General features: G+C 68.4%; 14 protein-coding genes and 2 tRNA genes. 4 read left to right on the plus strand and 12 right to left on the minus strand.

Features of this window, described 5'->3' with window-relative positions; all coding sequences use genetic code 11:
- Positions 1-69 precede the first annotated feature (69 nt).
- From D458_RS0100230 to D458_RS0100240, 3 genes are all read right to left on the minus strand, one after another.
- Positions 70-1,485 carry an LVIVD repeat-containing protein gene (locus tag D458_RS0100230; protein ID WP_017584716.1) on the minus strand — a complete coding sequence of 472 codons (1,416 nt, stop codon included), beginning with the start codon at positions 1,483-1,485 and terminating at the stop codon, positions 70-72.
- Between the two features lie 142 nt (positions 1,486-1,627).
- Complete coding sequence (locus D458_RS0100235; RefSeq protein WP_017584717.1) at positions 1,628-3,076, minus strand: LVIVD repeat-containing protein; 1,449 nt, start codon at positions 3,074-3,076, stop codon at positions 1,628-1,630.
- A 210-nt stretch (positions 3,077-3,286) separates the two neighbouring features.
- Positions 3,287-4,681, minus strand: coding sequence for an LVIVD repeat-containing protein (locus D458_RS0100240; RefSeq protein ID WP_083936195.1), 1,395 nt, complete (start codon positions 4,679-4,681; stop codon positions 3,287-3,289).
- A 256-nt stretch (positions 4,682-4,937) separates the two neighbouring features.
- Between D458_RS0100240 and D458_RS0100245 the strand changes: the two genes are divergently transcribed.
- Positions 4,938-5,645, plus strand: a complete 708-nt coding sequence (locus tag D458_RS0100245; protein ID WP_017584719.1) for a DUF305 domain-containing protein — start codon at positions 4,938-4,940, stop codon at positions 5,643-5,645.
- 320 nt (positions 5,646-5,965) lie between these two features.
- Here D458_RS0100245 and clpX read toward each other — a convergent pair whose 3' ends face one another.
- The 5 genes from clpX to D458_RS0100270 form a co-directional block, all read right to left on the minus strand.
- The gene (clpX, locus tag D458_RS0100250; RefSeq protein ID WP_017584720.1) at positions 5,966-7,249 is read right to left on the minus strand and encodes an ATP-dependent Clp protease ATP-binding subunit ClpX; all 1,284 of its coding nucleotides are present in this window, start codon (positions 7,247-7,249) and stop codon (positions 5,966-5,968) included.
- A 282-nt stretch (positions 7,250-7,531) separates the two neighbouring features.
- Positions 7,532-8,188, minus strand: coding sequence for an ATP-dependent Clp protease proteolytic subunit (locus D458_RS0100255; RefSeq protein WP_017584721.1), 657 nt, complete (start codon positions 8,186-8,188; stop codon positions 7,532-7,534).
- A 58-nt stretch (positions 8,189-8,246) separates the two neighbouring features.
- A complete protein-coding gene (locus D458_RS0100260; protein ID WP_083936196.1) occupies positions 8,247-8,864 on the minus strand; it encodes a ClpP family protease in 618 nt (205 codons plus the stop codon).
- A 260-nt stretch (positions 8,865-9,124) separates the two neighbouring features.
- Positions 9,125-10,585: a trigger factor gene (gene tig / locus D458_RS0100265; RefSeq protein ID WP_017584723.1), complete on the minus strand. Its 1,461-nt coding sequence runs from the start codon at positions 10,583-10,585 to the stop codon at positions 9,125-9,127.
- Between the two features lie 227 nt (positions 10,586-10,812).
- A tRNA-Pro gene (locus D458_RS0100270) sits at positions 10,813-10,887 on the minus strand.
- A gap of 118 nt (positions 10,888-11,005) precedes the next feature.
- Between D458_RS0100270 and D458_RS0100275 the strand changes: the two genes are divergently transcribed.
- The 3 genes from D458_RS0100275 (at position 11,006) to D458_RS0100285 (ending at position 14,235) form a co-directional block, all read left to right on the plus strand.
- Positions 11,006-11,079, plus strand: a tRNA-Gly gene (locus D458_RS0100275).
- 661 nt (positions 11,080-11,740) lie between these two features.
- The gene (locus tag D458_RS0100280) at positions 11,741-12,244 is read left to right on the plus strand and encodes an adenylyltransferase/cytidyltransferase family protein (protein ID WP_017584724.1); all 504 of its coding nucleotides are present in this window, start codon (positions 11,741-11,743) and stop codon (positions 12,242-12,244) included.
- A 128-nt stretch (positions 12,245-12,372) separates the two neighbouring features.
- Positions 12,373-14,235 (plus strand): ABC transporter ATP-binding protein, encoded by a 1,863-nt coding sequence (locus D458_RS0100285; RefSeq protein WP_026118852.1) that lies wholly within the window; start codon positions 12,373-12,375, stop codon positions 14,233-14,235.
- Positions 14,236-14,334: 99 nt separating this feature from the next.
- Here D458_RS0100285 and D458_RS0100290 read toward each other — a convergent pair whose 3' ends face one another.
- The 4 genes from D458_RS0100290 to D458_RS0100305 all read right to left on the minus strand — a co-directional run bounded on the left by D458_RS0100290 (position 14,335) and on the right by D458_RS0100305 (position 17,018).
- Positions 14,335-15,144, minus strand: coding sequence for an AfsR/SARP family transcriptional regulator (locus D458_RS0100290; protein ID WP_017584726.1), 810 nt, complete (start codon positions 15,142-15,144; stop codon positions 14,335-14,337).
- A 65-nt stretch (positions 15,145-15,209) separates the two neighbouring features.
- Positions 15,210-15,785: a (2Fe-2S) ferredoxin domain-containing protein gene (locus D458_RS0100295; protein ID WP_152521020.1), complete on the minus strand. Its 576-nt coding sequence runs from the start codon at positions 15,783-15,785 to the stop codon at positions 15,210-15,212.
- Between the two features lie 83 nt (positions 15,786-15,868).
- A complete protein-coding gene (locus D458_RS0100300; protein ID WP_017584728.1) occupies positions 15,869-16,765 on the minus strand; it encodes a M23 family metallopeptidase in 897 nt (298 codons plus the stop codon).
- Between the two features lie 43 nt (positions 16,766-16,808).
- A complete protein-coding gene (locus tag D458_RS0100305; protein WP_017584729.1) occupies positions 16,809-17,018 on the minus strand; it encodes an antitoxin in 210 nt (69 codons plus the stop codon).
- Positions 17,019-17,077 lie beyond the last annotated feature (59 nt).

The following is a 17,077-nucleotide window of genomic DNA, read 5'->3' on the forward strand; positions in this document are numbered from 1 at the left end:
GTGGCGACAGCAGGCGGGGGTGCCGCGCGTGGCTCGCGCGGCACCCCGGTGCGTCACTGCCGTGCGTGGCTACCTGCCGGGGCGGTAGCCGGCCTGGGTCTGCGGGTTGAACTCGTCGTAGGTGACCTTCTCGGCCACGCGCAGACGCGGGTCGGTCAGCTTCAGCACGTCCAGGCCCCGGCGCATGTCGGAGGAGTAGACGTGGCCGTTGTAGTAGTACGCCGACCAGGTGCTGCCGTTCTCCATGTCCGGGTCGATCCGGGAGTCGGCGTCGAAGTAGCCGATCTCACGCGGGTTCTTCGGGTCCTTGAAGTCGATGACCGACACCCCGCCCTGGTACCAGGACTGGACGAAGTAGTTCTTGCCGGGGACCGGGATGAGCGAGCCGTTGTGCGCCACGCAGTTCTGCTGGTCGCCCTGGTGGCGGTCGATCTTGAAGTAGCTCGCGAACTCCAGGCTGTGCCCGTCCGCGGTCTCGTCGAGCGTGTAGATGGCGTTGGCGCCGCGCTCCGGGCCGATCTCCTCGGTGCAGGTGGCCGCGCCGCCGCCGCCGAGCTCGTCGGTGAACAGGACCGACTTGGCGTCGTTGGTGAACGTCGCCGAGTGCCAGAACGCGAAGTTCTCGTCCTGGACGACCTCGGTCACGACCGGGTTGACCGGGTCGGCGATGTCCATGATGATGCCGTCGCCCATGCAGGCCCCCGCCGCGATGTCCTTCTCGGGGTAGGCGGTGATGTCGTGGCAGCCCTCGGTGGGACGGAGCAGACCGGGCTGCTCGTGGTTGCCGCCCTCGGGGAACAGGACCGGCTCGTTGACGATCGCGGCCGAGGCCGGGTCGTCCAGCGGCACCTCGATGATCGCGATCTTGTCGTGCGGCGGCTGGCAGTTCGGGAAGCTGGCCGAGGGGGCGTACGACGAGACGTAGACCAGCTCGGTACCGGCCTCCTTGCTGGGCACGAGGGTGAGGGTGTGCGAACCGCAGTCGGTGCGCACGGCGGCGACGTACTGCGGGTTGGCCTTGTCCGAGATGTCGAAGATGCGGACACCCTCGAACCCGTCCGGGTCGGTGACGGGGACCGCGGGGGCGCCGCACTCGTCACTGGCGCGCGGGGAGTCCACCGCGAAGTACAGCAGGTCGCCGCTGACCGACACGTCGCCCTGGCCGCCGGGGCAGACGACCTCGGAGACGATCTGGGGGTCGGCCGGGTCCGCGACGTCGTAGACGACGAAGCCGTCGTAGTTGCCGCCGATGACGTGGTCACCGGTGAAGGCCATGTCGGAGTTGGTGTTGCTGACCGCCTCCGGCTTGGGCACGTTGGCGATGTGTTCGACGTTGTCGCTGCTGACGCTGTCGGAGGGGGGCGTGTCGGCGTGAGCCGTCGCCGGGCCGAGGAGCCCGGCGAACAGGGTCGCGGCCGCGGTCAGGGCGACTGCCGTCGCACCGCGTAGGCGGAGTCCGGCCCTTCTGGGGGGAGTTACGGGCATGCTTTCTCCAGATCGTTTCGCGTGGGGGAACGGGGGTCGGGGTGGTATGCGGCGGGGCCGCGGCTTCACGGCCGCGGCCCCGCTTCCTCCCGTTTGCCCTGACTCCCCAGGAGGAGCCACCGGGAGGGATTCGTGGGTCGCGTCAGCGTCCCGGTCGGTAACTCGGCTGCGACTGCGGGTTGAACTCGTCGTAGGTGACGCTTTCGGCGGAGCGCAGGCGCGGTTCGTCGATCTTGATCACGTCCAGGCCGCGGCTGATGTCGGAGGAGTAGACGTAGCCGTTGTAGTAGTACGCCGACCAGGAGCCGCCGAGGACCAGGTTGTCCTCGTCGATCGGGGCCCGGTCGAAGTAACCGATCTCGCGGGGGTTCTTCGGGTCGTTGAAGTCGATGACCGAGACGCCGCCCTGATACCAGGACTGCACGAAGAAGTCCCGCCCCGGGGTGGGGATCAGCGAACCGTTGTGCGCGACGCAGTTCTCGGTCTCGCTCTGCACGCGCGGGATCTTGTAGTAGCTCTCGAACTGGAGCCCGGGAGCCTCGTCGGCCTTGGCACCCTTGCCGCCCTTACCGCTCTTGGCGCCCTTGCCGTCGATCGTGTAGATGGCGTTGGCGCCGCGCTCGGCCCCGGAGTCCTCGGTGCAGATGGCGCCGCCACCGCCGCCGAGTTCGTCGGTGAAGATCACGGTGCCCGCGTCGTTGGTGAACGTGGCGGAGTGCCAGAACGCGAAGTTCTCGTCCTGGACCACGTCGGTGACGACGGGATGGGCGGGGTCGGAGATGTCCATCAGGATGCCGTCGCCCATGCACGCGCCCGCGGCGAGGTCGATCTCGGGGTAGGCGGTGATGTCGTGGCAGCCGGCGGTGGTGCGGTTGCCGCCGTCCGGGAACAGGACCGGCTCGCTGACCAGTGCCGCCTCGGAGGGGTTGTCGACGGGGATCTCGACGACGGAGATCTTGTCGTGCGGCGGCTGGCAGTTCGGGAAGCGCTCCGAGGGCGAGTACGAGGAGACGTACACGTAGTCGTGTTCGCCGTCCTTGCCGGGCACCAGCGTGTTCGTGTGCGAACCGCAGTCGGTGCGCACCGCTGACACGTACTGCGGGTCGGCCTTGTCCGAGATGTCGAAGACCCGGATGCCCTCGAACCCGTCCGGGTCCGTGGTGGGCACGGAGGGCGCACCGCACTCGTCACTGGCGCGCGGGTAGTCGACGGAGAAGTACAGCAGGTCGCCGCTGACCGACACGTCGCCCTGCCCGCCGGGGCACAGCACCTCGGAGACGACCGCCGGGGACTCCGGTTCGGAGATGTCGTAGATGACGAAACCGTTGTAGTTGCCGCCGATCGCGTAGTCACCCGTGAACGCCAGGTCCGAGTTGAAGTCGTCCATCACGTCGGACTTCGGGACGTTGGTCACGTGGGTGAGGTTGTCGCTGGTTTCGGCGTCGCTCACGAAGGGGGTCTCGTCCGCTGACGCGGCGGCCGGACCGAGAAGGCCCATGGTCAGGGCGCCGACACCGGCGAGAGCGAAGCCGGCGAGGCCGCGTCGGTGAAGCGGGCGTCCTGAGAGGGAGGGGGCGGGGGATGACGCCATGTGTACTCCTGATTCTGAATGGAGCGAAACAGGAAGAACGTACACAGTTCAACATCAATATGTATAGAGGGAAACAAAAGAAACTTGGTTGTTTACATGGTGTAGAGCTGACCCGATCTGACTACGCACAGTGCCTAGACTTTCCCGCGACCGCCCCTCCGAGCGCGCCGAACCGGGTGCGGCGGTCCGAGAACCGCCGCACCCGCACGGCTACCCGTTCGGGAGCTCCGGCTGTGACTGAGGGTTGAATTCGTCCATGACCACCGCCCCGGCCCCCTCGAACCGGGGGTCGGTGAGTTCGAGGATGTCCAGCCCCTGCTCGATGTCGGAGGAGTAGACGTGGCCGTTGTAGTAGTACGCCGACCAGGAGCCCGCGGTACGCAGGTCCTTCGGGTCCACCGGCCCCCGGTCGAAGTGGCCCACCTCGACGGGCCGGTCGGGGTCGGTGAGGTCGATGACCGAGACCCCGCCCTGGTACCAGGCCTGCACGAAGAGGTCCTCACCCGGCACCGGGATCAGGGACCCGTTGTGCGCCACACAGTTCTCAGTTTCGGACTGATGGCGCGGCAATTTGTAGTAGCTCCGAAATTGCAGCTCAGGGCTGTCGCCCGAGGTGTCCAGGGAGTAGATCGCATTGGCTCCCCGTTCGGGTCCGATCTCCTCGTTGCACGTGGCCGCGCTGCCCCCGCCGAGTTCGTCGGTGAAGACCACGTTGTTCGCGTCGTTGGTGAAGGTGGCGGAGTGCCAGAACGCGAAGTTCTCGTCCTGGACGCGTTCGACGACCTGCGGGGCGAGCGGGTCGGTGATGTCCAGCAGCACCCCGTCGCCCAGGCAGGCCGCCGCGGCCAGCCCTCTGGCCGGGTAGGCGGTGATGTCGTGGCAGCCGGTGGTGGTGCGGTTGCCGCCGTCCGGGAACAGGACCGGCTCGTCGACGACCGCCGCGGCACCCGGGTCCTCGTGCGGCACCTCGATGACCGCGATCTTGTCGTGCGGCGGCTGACAGTTCGGAAAGCTCTCCGAGGGCGAGTACGAGGACACGTAGACCACGTCGCTGCGTCCGTCGGCCCCGGGCACCAGGGTGTTGGTGTGCGAACCGCAGTCGGTGGCCACCGAGGCGACGTACTGGGGGTTGGCCCGGTCGGAGATGTCGAAGATCCGGATGCCCTCGAACCCGTCGGGGTCGCTGCTCGGGACCGGCGGGGCGCCGCACTCGTCACTGGCGCGCGGGTAGTCGACGGAGAAGTACAGCAGGTCGCCGCTGACCGACACGTCGCCCTGCCCGCCGGGGCACAGAACAGTGGCCACCACGAGGGGGTCGGCCGGGTCGGAGACGTCGTAGACGACGAACCCGTCGTAGTTGCCGCCGATCGCGTGGTCGCCGGTGAAGGCGAGATCGGAGTTGAACGCCGAACCCAGCACTTCGGGCTTGGGGACGTTGGCCAGGTGCACCACTCCCCCGTCCGTGCTCACCCCGTCGGCGGCGCCGGCGGCCGGAACGGCCAGGCCCGCCGCCACCAGCACGGAGACCGCCAGGACGCCCTGTCGGCCGAACCCGGACCGCCGGAACCAGAGCCGCCGAGGTCTTCGTCCCGCTCCCGAACTCATGCCCCACCCCCGAAAACCACCCAAAGAAGTCAGTTGACTACTTTGGGTTGTACATCCACTACTCACCGCAGACCAGACGAAACGCCGAGAACGGACATCTCTCCCTGAAGCCATGCACCGAGAGGCCGACACGCACCCAGCACTAGACAAAACACCCATGGAGTGAGTAGAAAACCCGCAGGGTGTCGCGTTCGTTCGCGTGCATCCGCAACGACGGGCAACGGGCCCGCCGACCCCCACCCCTGGAGGAGACCTCGTGCGTCGCCTGGCACTCGCAGCCGGAACCGCCCTCGTGCTGCTCGGAGCCCCGGCCTGTAGCGGCGACGACGGAGAGCAGTCCGCCAACGTCATCGCTCCCGGAGCCCCCGGAGAGTCCTCCACACCCGCAACGGCCGAGCAGATCGCCGCCCTCGCCGAGGAACAGGGCCACAACGAGGCCGACGTCACCTACCTGGTGAAGATGATCGAACACCATTCCCAGGCCCTGGAGATGACCGAACTGGTCGAGGAGCGCTACGAGCGCGACGGCATCGAGCGCATCGCCGACCGCATCTCCGCCGCGCAGGGCCCCGAGATCTCGGCGATGGAGAGCTGGCTGGAGGAGAACGTCTTCGGCCCGGCCCGGGACAACCCCGCCCACCAGAACTTCTGCGGGCTGGAGGGCGACGGCAGCCACCACTCCGAAGAGGACGACGTGGCCGAGTGCGACCTCCAGGTCGACCACGAGGACATGGAGGGCATGGTCGCCGACGAGGACATGGAGCGTCTCACCGAGGCCGAGGGCGACGACTTCGACCAGCTCTTCGTCGAACTCATGACCGTCCACCACCAGGGCGCGGTCACCATGGCCGAGGAGATCATGGAAGAGGGCAAGGACCAGGAGGTCCTGCGGATGGCCAACGACCTCATCGCCGAGCAGAACACCGAGATCGCCCGTATGGAGAAGGTCCTCTCCGACGGCTAGTGCCTGCGTTGGGCCTCCGCTCCGCTTCGGCCCGTGTTCGGGCGCCCGGGAAGGGAGGGATTCTTCATCCTCGTCCACGCCTGACGCTCGTACCTCGCTAGCGGCTCGACTCGTCTTGCAGAACCCTCCCGGCGCCCTCACCAGTGCCTGCGTTGGGCCTCCGCTCCGCTTCGGACCTCCGCCTTGGGCCGTGTCCGGACGCCGGAGGGCCCCAGCCGGGCTCCAGGAAGGCCTCAGACGTGAGTCGGGGCGCCTCCCGCAAAGGGAGGCGCCCCGGAGCCCGCGCCCGCTTCCCGCTCGATCTCAGCGGGTCGGGTCGGTCAGGCCGACTTCTCCTGACGGCCGTCGTCGTCAGCCTCGAGCTTGGCGCGCGGCACGATCGTCGGGTTCACGTGCTGCTCGACCGCCTCGCGGGTGATGATCACCTGGGCGACGTCCTCACGGCTGGGCACCTCGTACATCACCGAGAGCAGGACCTCCTCGATGATGGCGCGCAGCCCGCGGGCGCCGGTCCCCCGGATGATGCCCTGTTCCGCGATGGCCTCCAGGGCGTCCTGGGTGAACTCCAGCTCGACGTTGTCCAGCTCGAACAACCGCTGGTACTGCTTGACCAGGGCGTTGCGCGGCTCGGTGAGGATCTGGATCAGCGCGACCTTGTCCAGGTTGTGCACGCTGGTGATCACCGGCAGGCGGCCGATGAACTCCGGGATCATCCCGAACTTGAGCAGGTCCTCCGGCATGACCTCGCCGAACAGCGCGGTCCCGGCCATCTCGCTCTTGGGCCGCAGCACGGCGTTGAAGCCCATGCCCTGCTGCCCCGTGCGGGACTCGATGATCTTCTCCAGCCCCGCGAAGGCCCCGCCGCAGATGAACAGCACGTTGGTGGTGTCGATCTGGATGAACTCCTGGTGCGGGTGCTTGCGCCCGCCCTGCGGGGGCACACTCGCCGTGGTGCCCTCGAGGATCTTCAGCAGCGCCTGCTGGACCCCCTCACCCGACACGTCGCGCGTGATCGACGGGTTCTCGCTCTTGCGAGCCACCTTGTCGACCTCGTCGATGTAGATGATGCCGGTCTCGGCCTTCTTGACGTCGTAGTCAGCGGCCTGGATCAGCTTCAGGAGGATGTTCTCGACGTCCTCGCCCACGTACCCCGCCTCGGTCAGTGCCGTGGCGTCCGCGATGGCGAAGGGGACGTTCAGGATCTTCGCGAGGGTCTGGGCCAACAGGGTCTTGCCCGACCCGGTCGGACCCAGCAGCAGGATGTTCGACTTGGCGATCTCGACGTCCTCGCCACCGGGGCGGTCGGTCTCCGAACGGACCCTCTTGTAGTGGTTGTACACCGCCACCGAGAGGGCCTTCTTCGCCTGTTCCTGCCCGATCACGTAGGAGTCGAGGAAGTCGAAGATCTCCCGGGGCTTGGGGAGGGAGTCCCACGTGAGCTCAGTGGCGTCAGCGAGTTCCTCTTCGATGATCTCGTTGCACAGATCGATGCACTCATCGCAGATATACACGCCGGGGCCAGCGATGAGCTTCTTCACCTGCTTTTGGCTCTTACCGCAGAATGAGCACTTCAGCAGGTCCCCGCCGTCGCCGATGCGTGCCACCCAGCCACTCCTCAAAACTAAGGCCGCCCCGTTCACGGCGTGCGCGGCGCCGAACGGACGGAAGGTTTCCGGCTCCCGTGTTCCGTTCACGACCGGCCAGCCATGAACGGGGCGATCTGTGTGTCGCTCTCCGCCAGACTAAGCGAAAAACCGGACCGGCTTCACCACCGGGCTGTCCCAGGCGGGTCAGAAACCGGTCCGGCAGGTACTTCTGGTGACCTGGTTCCTCCGGCGCGGAACGTCTTCGCGTGGGCGAGGAACGCCCGGCCGGAGGACAGTGCCCTACTTCAGGGAAGCCTTGCGGTAGGGCAGCACGAAGTCGATGAGACCGTACTCGACGGCCTCCTCCGCGGTGAGGATCTTGTCCCGCTCGATGTCCTTCGAGACCTGCTCCCGGGACCGGCCCGTGTGCTTGGCCAGAGTGGTCTCCAGCTGCGTACGGATACGGGTGATCTCGTTGGCCTGGATCTCGATGTCACTGGCCTGACCGTGCATACCCTCGGTCGCGGGCTGGTGGATCATCATCCGGGCGTTGGGCAGGGCACCGCGCTTACCCGCGGTGCCACCCGCCAGCAGGATCGCGGCGGCCGACGCGGCCTGTCCGATGCACACCGTCTGGATGTCGGGGCGCACGAACTGCATGGTGTCGTAGATCGCCATCAGCGAGGTGAAGGACCCGCCGGGCGAGTTGATGTACATCTGGATGTCGCGCTCGGAGTCGAGCTGCTCGAGCGTGATGAGCTGGGCCATCAGGTCGTTGGCCGAAGTGTCGTCGATCTGGACGCCGACGAAGATGATCCGCTCTTCGAAGAGCTTGTTGTACGGATTCATCTCCTTGACGCCGTACGACGTACGCTCCACGTAGGACGGCAGGACGTAGCGGCTCTGAGGAGCCATCGAGGCCGCGCCGCCGATGAGACTGGGGTTGAACTCGGTCATTTCACGCCTTCCACGCACTGCGCCGATTCATGGACTGGGCCAGGTCAGCACCAAACTGTCAGCTGGTCACGTCGAGGGTGCCCTCGAGCACCTCGTCGATGAAGCCGTACTCCTTGGCAGCCTGTGCCGTGAACCAGCGGTCCCGGTCGGCGTCCTTCTCGATCTGTTCGACCGACTGCCCGGTGTGCTCGGAGATCTTCTGGATGAACATCTTCTTCACGTAGAGCAGCTGGTCAGCCAGGATCCGGATGTCGGAGGCGGTGCCTCCGATGCCACCGGAGGGCTGGTGCATCATGACGCGGGTGTGCGGCAGCGCGTAACGCTTGCCGGGAGCACCGGCGCACAGGAGCATCTGGCCCATCGAGGCGGCCATGCCGATACCCACGGTGCGAACGTCGTTGGGGATGTACTGCATGACGTCGTAGATCGCCATGCCCGCCGTTACGGAACCACCCGGCGAGTTGATGTACATGGTGATGTCCCGCTGGCGGTCCTCGGCGGACAGCAGCAGGAGTTCGCCAACCAGGCGGTTGGCGATGTCATCGTCGACCTGCTGGCCGAGGAATACGATTCGCTGGCGCAACAGGCGCTGAGGCGTCTGCTCAATAAAAGGGGAAAGCTGCGGATCCGACGTACGAGCGTCGAATCGCGTGGACTCATCAAAGGTCGGCGGCACTCTCGTCACCTGCTCCGGAATCGAAACGGTTGCGATACAGCGACACTAACGCCGACAGACGCCAGGCTCGTCCGGATACCGCCCCTGTTCGCTTTGAGCGCAGGGTGTGAGGGGTCGGGGACACGCCCGTTCTCCTACCAGCGAACACACGGCGGGCCCCGGCCGACCCGGTGGGGGTCGGCCAGGGCCCGTGTGCGAGCTGTACGGCCTCGGGAGGCTGTGCGACCTGAGGGCGCTGTGCAGCTGCTGACTACTGGGGACTACTTGGAGTCGGCCTTGTCGGCGTCCTCGTCGTCCTGCTTCTCCTCGTCGGCCTCAACGGCTTCCTCGGCCTTGTCGGCCTCGGCGACCTCGGCGGAGGCAGCGGCGGCGGCCTTGACGGCCTCGGCCAGCGCGTCCTCGTCAGAGGCCTCGACGATGTCCTGCTCGACGGCGTTGCCGTCCTCGTCGGTCACCTTGGCGCCGGCCAGGACCAGGTCCATGGCCTTGCCGCGGACGACCTCGGTGAAGGCGACGCGGATCTGGTTCGACTCGACCAGGTGCTGGGCCAGCTGGTCCGGGCTCACGCCCATGCGCTGGGCCTGCTCGAACACGTACTGGCTGAGCTCGCCCTGGTCGGCGCTCAGGTCCTCCTGGAGGGCCAGCTGGTCGAGGATGAAACCAGCCTTGACCGCCGAGTTGGCGCCGGTCTTCAGCTCCTCCTCGAACTCCTCCTCGGTCTTCTCCTGCGACTCGAGGTAGGCCTCCTTGGTCAGACCGCTCTGGGCGAGCTGCTGCTCGAGGCTCTGACGACGGCGGGTGATCTCCTCGTCGACGACCGCGTCGGGCAGCGGGATCTCGACGGACTCGATCAGCTTCTCCAGCGCCTTGTCACGGGCGGCGGACAGCTGCTGCATCCGACGGACGTCGGCCATGCGCTTGCGCACGTCCTCACGCAGCTCGTCGATGGTGTCGAACTCCGAGGCCAGCTGGGCGAACTCGTCGTCCAGCTCCGGCAGCTCCTTCACCTTCACCGAGTGCACGGTGACGGTGACGTCCGCCTCCTTGCCCTCGTGGTCACCACCGACGAGGGTGGTCTTGAAGGTGGCCTCGCCACCGGCCTCCATGCCGCGCAGGGTCTCGTCGAGGCCCTCCAGCATGGTGTTGGTGCCGACCTCGTAGGAGTAGCCGCTGACGGCGACGTCCTCGAGCTTCTCACCATCGATGGCCGCGACCAGGTCGATGGAGAGGTGGTCACCGTCCTCGACGGGGCGGTCGGCGCCAACAAGGGTGGAGAAGCGCTCGCGCAGGGTGCCGATCTGCTCGTCGATCTGCTCGTCGGTGACGGTCGCGTTGTCGACGGTCACCTCGATGCCCTTGTAGTCCTTCACCTCGAACTTGGGCCGGATGTCGACCTCGGCGGTGAAGGCGAGCTCGTCGTTGTCCTCCAGCTTGGTGACCTCGACGTCGGGCTGGCCGAGCGCGAAGATCTCCTCCTTCTGGATGGCTTCGTTGTAGAGCTCCGGGACGGCGTGGTTGACCGCTTCACTGATCACCGCGCCGCGTCCGACGTAGCGGTCGATCAGCCGCGCCGGCGCCTTGCCCGGGCGGAAGCCCTTGATCCGAACCTGCTTCGCGAGCGACTTGTAGGTCACGTCGAAAGCGTGCTCGAGCTCCTCGAAGGGCACCTCGATGGTCAGCTTGACCCGGGTCGGGCTGAGCTCCTCGACATCGGTCTTCACGGGGCGGTACTCCTAGGTTTGCCGGCTGGTGTCCGCGTCGGCCCGCAGGCGCACCACACAAACGGCGAATGCACGCGCGCACCCCGGTCAGTGAGGACCACGTTCTACTGGGGTGCCCTGCGACGGGCTGGGACTTACAGTTTCCTGCTGATCGCACCAAGTCTAGGGCAGATAGACAGGGGGCCACGGCGCACGGCCCGAAGGCCGCACCACCATGGATGGTTTCGTCGGGGTGGCGGGATTCGAACCCGCGGCCTCATGCTCCCAAAGCATGCGCGCTAACCAAGCTGCGCTACACCCCGCTTACCCGGCGCGGACACACGTTCCCGAAAACGGGTGTGCGACCAACGCCCCAGAGACTGTACTCTTGTCTCCGACGGCTCCACGAGTCTAGAGGAAACTCAAGGGCTCCGATGCCACGCGGGCGTAGTTCAATGGTAGAACCCCAGCCTTCCAAGCTGGTCATGCGAGTTCGATTCTCGTCGCCCGCTCCACTCGGAACGAGCCGTGTGTGCTCCGCACACCGGCTCGTTCCGCTGTTTCCCCCCCGGGGGACGACCCCCTGAAAACCCCCGCTCCACTCGGAACGAGCTGCGCGTACTCCACACACCGGCTCGTTCCGCTGTTTCCCCCCCGGGGGACGACCCCCTGAAAACCCCCGCTCCACTCGGAACGAGCTGCGCGTACTCCACACACCGGCTCGTTCCGCTGTTTCCCCCCCGGGGGACGACCCCCTGAAAACCCCCGCTCCACTCGGAACGAGCTGCGCGTACTCCACACACCGGCTCGTTCCGCTGTTTCCCCCCCGGGGGACGACCCCCTGAAAACCCCCGCTCCACTCGGGAAACGACCCCCGCTCCACTCGGAACGGGTCCAGGAACCCCCGACCCACTCAGAACGAGCTGTGTGCCATCCGACACCGGCTCGTTTCGTCGTTTCCGGGGCCGGGAGCCCGAGAGGCAAGAGCCGGCACCCCTCGGCCGTCCGCGGGATCCGCCTCTCGCGGTGACGTAACACACACTGTTAGAACACCATTCGGTTCAGTGCCCCCAAGAGGCGGAATACCCGACTCCAAGGGGTACGTTGACCTTTCGGGCGGACCCGTCAGCGCAACGGGGTGCGGGCGCCCCTCGGGTTCGGCGAAACGGGGGCCAGATGACGGACACGGACGGCACGGACGAGATGGCGAAACCGCTCGGTGCGCTCTGGTTCCAACGACCGGAGGCGCTGGAGCGACCGGTCGTGGTGACCGGTGTCTTCGACGTCCTGCACGTCGGACACGTGCGCTTCCTGCGTTCCATCGCCGAACGCGGTCTCCCGCTGGTGGTCGGCATCGAGTCCGACGAGCGGGTGCGCGCCTGGAAGGGTCCCGGACGTCCGGTCAACCCCGCCGAGGAACGGGCCGAGACCATCGCCGCGCTCTCCTGCGTGACCGGTTCCTTCGTCATCGAGGGACCGCCCTCGGTCGCCGACTGGGCGGCCTACGCGGACCTGCTCCGCCCGCTCGCCCCCGCGGCTCTGGCCTTCACCGCCGGGGACCGCTACACGCAGGCCAAGATCCGCGGCGCGGAGGCCCTCCGCGCCCAGGCCTGGGAGCTCCCCTTCACCCCCGGGCGGTCCACGACCGCGGCACTCGGCCGCCTCGCGCATTCCCTGTAGACCGAAGAAGCCCTCAGAGCTTTCTCACACGGCCTCCCCGCAGCCGCGCCCCGACCACCGGGAAGCTGCGCGTCCACCCCGGTGTTGATCCATGGATGGCGACGTGGTGAACGGAATCGAGGCTGCCGATGATGTCAGGGAGGCCCTCCTACAGGGCATTGGTCAACGACGGAAGCGCGCGGGGGCAGGAGCTGCCCCCGGGGATCACCGGGCGCGTCATGTCCTACGCGACACCGCACTGGCGATCCATCCTGTTCTTCCTGGCGGTGACCGCGGTGGGAGCGGCCATCGTCGTGGCCAACCCCCTGCTGCTGCGGGCCATCATCGACCGGGGCATCATCCCGGGGAACACCTCGCTGGTGGTCTGGTTGGCGGTCGCCGCCGGGGTGCTGGCCCTCCTGGAGGGCGTCATCACCCTGACCGGCCGGTGGCTGTCCTCCCGGATCGGTGAGGGTGTCATCTACCTGCTGCGCACCCAGGTGTTCACACACGTGCAGCAGATGCCGATCTCCTTCTTCACCCGCACCCAGACGGGCTCCCTGATCAGCCGTCTGAACACGGACGTGGTCGGCGCCCAGCGCGCCATCACCTCGGTGCTCCAGTCGGTGGTGTCCAACCTGATCAGCGTCGTGGCGGTGGTCATCACGATGCTCGCGCTGTCCTGGCAGGTGACCCTGCTGTCCCTGGCCCTGGTACCGCTGTTCATCGTCCCCGCGAAGCTGTTGGGCCGCAAGCTCGCGAACATCTCCCGCGAGGCCATGGACAACAACGCCTCGATGAGCTCGCTGATGACCGAGCGGTTCAACGTCGGCGGGGCCATGCTGGTCAAGCTGTACGGACGTCCCGACGAGGAGTCCCGCGGCTTCTCCGACAAGGCGGCGCGCGTGCGCGACCTGGGGGTCCGCCAGTCCGTGATCGGCGGCCTGCTGTTCACGCTGCTGGGCACCATCACCGCGCTGGCCATGGCGATGGTCTACGGCGTGGGCGGTGTGCTGGCGGCGGACGGCGCCTTCGAGGTCGGCACGCTGGTCGCCCTGACCACCCTGCTGGCCCGGCTGTACGGCCCGGTCACCACCCTGTCCAACGTGCACGTGGAGATCATGACGGCGCTGGTGTCCTTCGACCGCGTCTTCGAGGTGCTGGACCTGGAGCCGCAGATCAAGGAGAGCCCGGACGCGGAGCCGCTACCGAAGGGCCCGCTGAGCGTGGAGTTCGACCGGGTGTCCTTCCGCTACCCGGGCGCCGCGGAGACCTCGGTGGCGTCCCTGGAGCTGACTCCGCAGTCGGAGATCTCCGAGGACACCCAGGTGCTGAGCGAGGTGTCCTTCCGTGCCGGCCCCGGCCGGATGGTGGCCCTGGTGGGCCCCTCGGGCGCGGGCAAGTCCACTCTCACCCACCTGGTGTCGCGGCTCTACGACCCCACCGAGGGCGCGGTACGCATCGGCGGCCTGGACCTGCGGGAGGCCACCGGCGACTCGCTGCGCGAGGCCGTGGGCGTGGTGACCCAGGACGCACAGCTCTTCCACGACACGGTGGGCGCCAACCTGCGTTACGCCAAACCGGACGCGACCGACGCGGAGCTGGAGGAGGTGCTGCGGATGGCCCGGCTCGGCCCGCTCCTGGCGCAGCTCCCGAACGGCCTCGACACGATGGTCGGGGACCGCGGATACCGCCTGTCCGGCGGGGAGAAGCAGCGGCTGGCCATCGCCCGGCTGCTGTTGAAGGCTCCGTCGGTCGTGGTCCTGGACGAGGCCACCGCGCACCTGGACTCCGAGTCCGAGGCGGCGGTGCAGGAGGCCCTGGCCGTGGCGCTGGAGGGCCGGACCTCACTGGTGATCGCGCACCGGCTGGCCACCGTCCGGGAGGCCGATCAGATCCTGGTGCTGGAGGACGGACGCATCCTGGAGCGCGGCACCCACGAGCAGCTGCTCAACGCGGGCGGCCTGTACACCGCGCTGTACCGCACCCAGTTCGCGCCGCAGTCCCGCTGACGCGTACGGCAGCGGGCCCAGCGGGCCCGCCCGGGCGCAGGAAGGGCCGGGCCCGACGAGGGCCGCCACCACCCCCGGAGTCCGGAGGCGGGGCGGCCCTCAGCCGCGTCCGGTCCCCTCTGCTCCGGGGCCGCGGCGTTCCTCGTGCCAGGGGGGTGCCACGGGCGTTCCGTCCCCGTCCAGCAGCCGCCGGCGGAGTTCTCTCATCCGTGGTCCGGGAACGGTTCCCAGCTGCGTGGAGAGCAGTCTCCGGTACTCCTCGTGCGCGGCCAGCGCCTCGGCCTGCCGACCCTCCTCCGCCAGGGTGCGCACGAGGAGTTCACGCAGGCGTTCACGCAGCGGGTGGTCGGCGACGAGCTCCGCCAGTTCGACCAGGAGGGCCTTGGGGTCCTCCCAGCCGTCAGAGCTCAGCTCGGCGGCGAGGAGGTCCTCGCGCACCCCCAGCCGGAGCTGCTCCAGGCGGGTGACGGCGGAGACGGCGAAGGGCAGGTGGGCGGTGTCGGCGAGCGGTGCGCCCCGCCACAGGTCCAGCGCGGCCCGGAACCGTTCCGCGGCGTCCTCGGGTCGCCCGTCCCGCAGGACCCGCCGCCCCTGGACGGCGAGCCGCTCGAAGAGGGCCGCGTCCACCGCCTCGGGCGGGAGCGCGAGCCGGTAGCCCTCGGGTTCGGAACGCAGCGCGTGGGGTTCGGGGAGCGCGTGCCGCAGCCGCGTGGCCAGTGAGTGCAGAGCCGTGCCGGGGTGCGCCGGTCCGCCCTCCGGCCAGAGCGCCTCGCTCAGAGCCGCCGGCGGGACCACTCCCCCGACCGCCAGGGCCAACCGGGTGAGCAGGACCCGCAGCCGGATGCCGCCGATCCCGATCTCCTGCCCGTCCGCGACCACCCGCAACGGGCCGAGCACACCGATGCGCATCGGTCCATTGTCCCGCCTGCCGTCCCCCGGCGACAAGCCGTCCCGGTGAGCGGGCGGCCCCGGACCTAGGACTTGTCCTTCCGGGACTTCTTCGACTTCTTCCCCTCGGCCCCGCTCTTCTTGCTGCTGCCCTTCTTGCCGCCGTCCTTCTTCGCGTCGTCCTTCGCGGCCTTGTTCTTCACGGGCCCGTCCAGCGGTCCGGTCCCGGCCGGTGCCGCCTCGGCCGCCTTCTTCCGGGCCTTCTTCCGGTCCTTCTTGGCCTGCTTCGCCAGCTTCTCCTTGGCCTCCTTCCGCTCCTTCTTCGCGGACTTGGAGTGCTTCGGCTTCTTGCGCTTCTTCGGTTTCTTGGCGTCCTTGGAGGTCACGTGGTCCTCGAGCACGGCAGGGAGCGGGACGATCCCGGGACCGCCCTCGAAGATCCAGTCGTCCACGGCGTCCAGGAGCTTGTCCTCGGTCATCCGCCCCAGCCAGACGGGGCGCCCGCCGGCGGCTCGGCCCTCCTGGGAGGGTTGGACCACGACGACGTTGGCCTGGAAGCAGATGCCCAGGCACTTGCTGGTGCGGACCGGGACGCGGCGGGCGGAGTGGTCGTCGATGGCGCTGAGACGGGCGAGTTGGGCCTTGTGGTCGACTCCGGGCACCTTCTTCTTGGTCCCGCAGCAGCAGCCCCGGCAGACCGTGAGCTTGCAGGGCGCACCGTCGATCGTGTTCACCGGCCCCCTCCTTAGGTTCGCCTTACCTCACTGCCAGGGTAATCTCCCGCCGAACCGATCTGACCGGCGGGGACGTCACAGAGGTCCGCCACCTCGGCGCCGCCCGCCACCTCCACCGGCCGCCAGGTCTCGGGCAGCCCTTCGTCCTCCGGGGCCCCGGCCCGCCAGCCGCTCCCCCAGACCATGGGCAGCCCGGCGGCGAAGAGCGGATGGCCCAGGTCCATCAGCTGCATCCGGACCTGCGGTTCGGTACAGGCCCCCGAACTCCCGCAGGCGGCGATCCGCCGGCCGGCCACCACACGGTCCCCGGGCGCCACCGTGACCGATCCCCGGCGCAGGTGGCCGAGGAGCACGTGGGCGCCGCCGATGTCGATGACCACGTGGTTGCCCATCAGCCCCGAGGGGCCCTGTAGTTCGCGGAGGGTGTTCTCCACGACCGTGCCGAGCAGCCAGGGCCAGGAGTTGCGGCTGCGGTGGTCCCGCCGGCGGTCGTGCACCCGGACCACGGTGCCGTCGGCCGGGGCGTACACGGGGGCGCCGAAGGCCGGGAAGTCCTCCGGAGGGCGGCTGAGCGGGCGCCAGGCGATGTCGGGACGGGTGCCGTCCTCGGCGACCAGCCCGAGCGCGTAGGTCTGCCCGTAGGCGTGGGTGCCCTGGCTCGGCACGTTGTCCACGGGGCTGGTCAGCGCCATCCAGCGGCCGCGGACCGGCGGCGCCAGGACCCGCGGGGTACAGCGCGGGGTGCCCAGGCGCAGGTGCACCGCGAGGGCCGCCACCAACAGCCCCACCCCGACCCACCAGGACAGGCCGAGGTAGCCGGCCATGAGGGCGGCCATCGCCAGCCACATGAGGGGCATGCGGAGCCTGGCGAGCAGGAGGGGGAGACGACGCGGAGCGGATGAGGGCATCCGCCATTGTGTCCCGGCCCTCACCCGCTCCGTACTCCGGGGCCTACTCGCCCTTGCTCTTCTTGTTCTCCTGGGCGCGCTTGCGCAGGTAGTCGGTCGCGGCTCCGGCGCCCTTGTCGATCTTGTCGTCGTGGGATCCGCCGGTGGCCTTCTTCGCTGCCGCGGCGGCCTTCCCGACCACCCCCTCGGCCTTGTCGGCGTGGTCGTTGACGGCCTTCTTGAGCCGGTTGAACGTATCTCCGGTACCGGACATGAAATCCCCCTAGATGCGCCCTGCCTCCTGACCCGATACCCGCTTCGACCGGAGTTCAT

Origin of the sequence: Nocardiopsis ganjiahuensis DSM 45031, assembly GCF_000341085.1 — a bacterium.
Classification (GTDB): domain Bacteria; phylum Actinomycetota; class Actinomycetes; order Streptosporangiales; family Streptosporangiaceae; genus Nocardiopsis; species Nocardiopsis ganjiahuensis.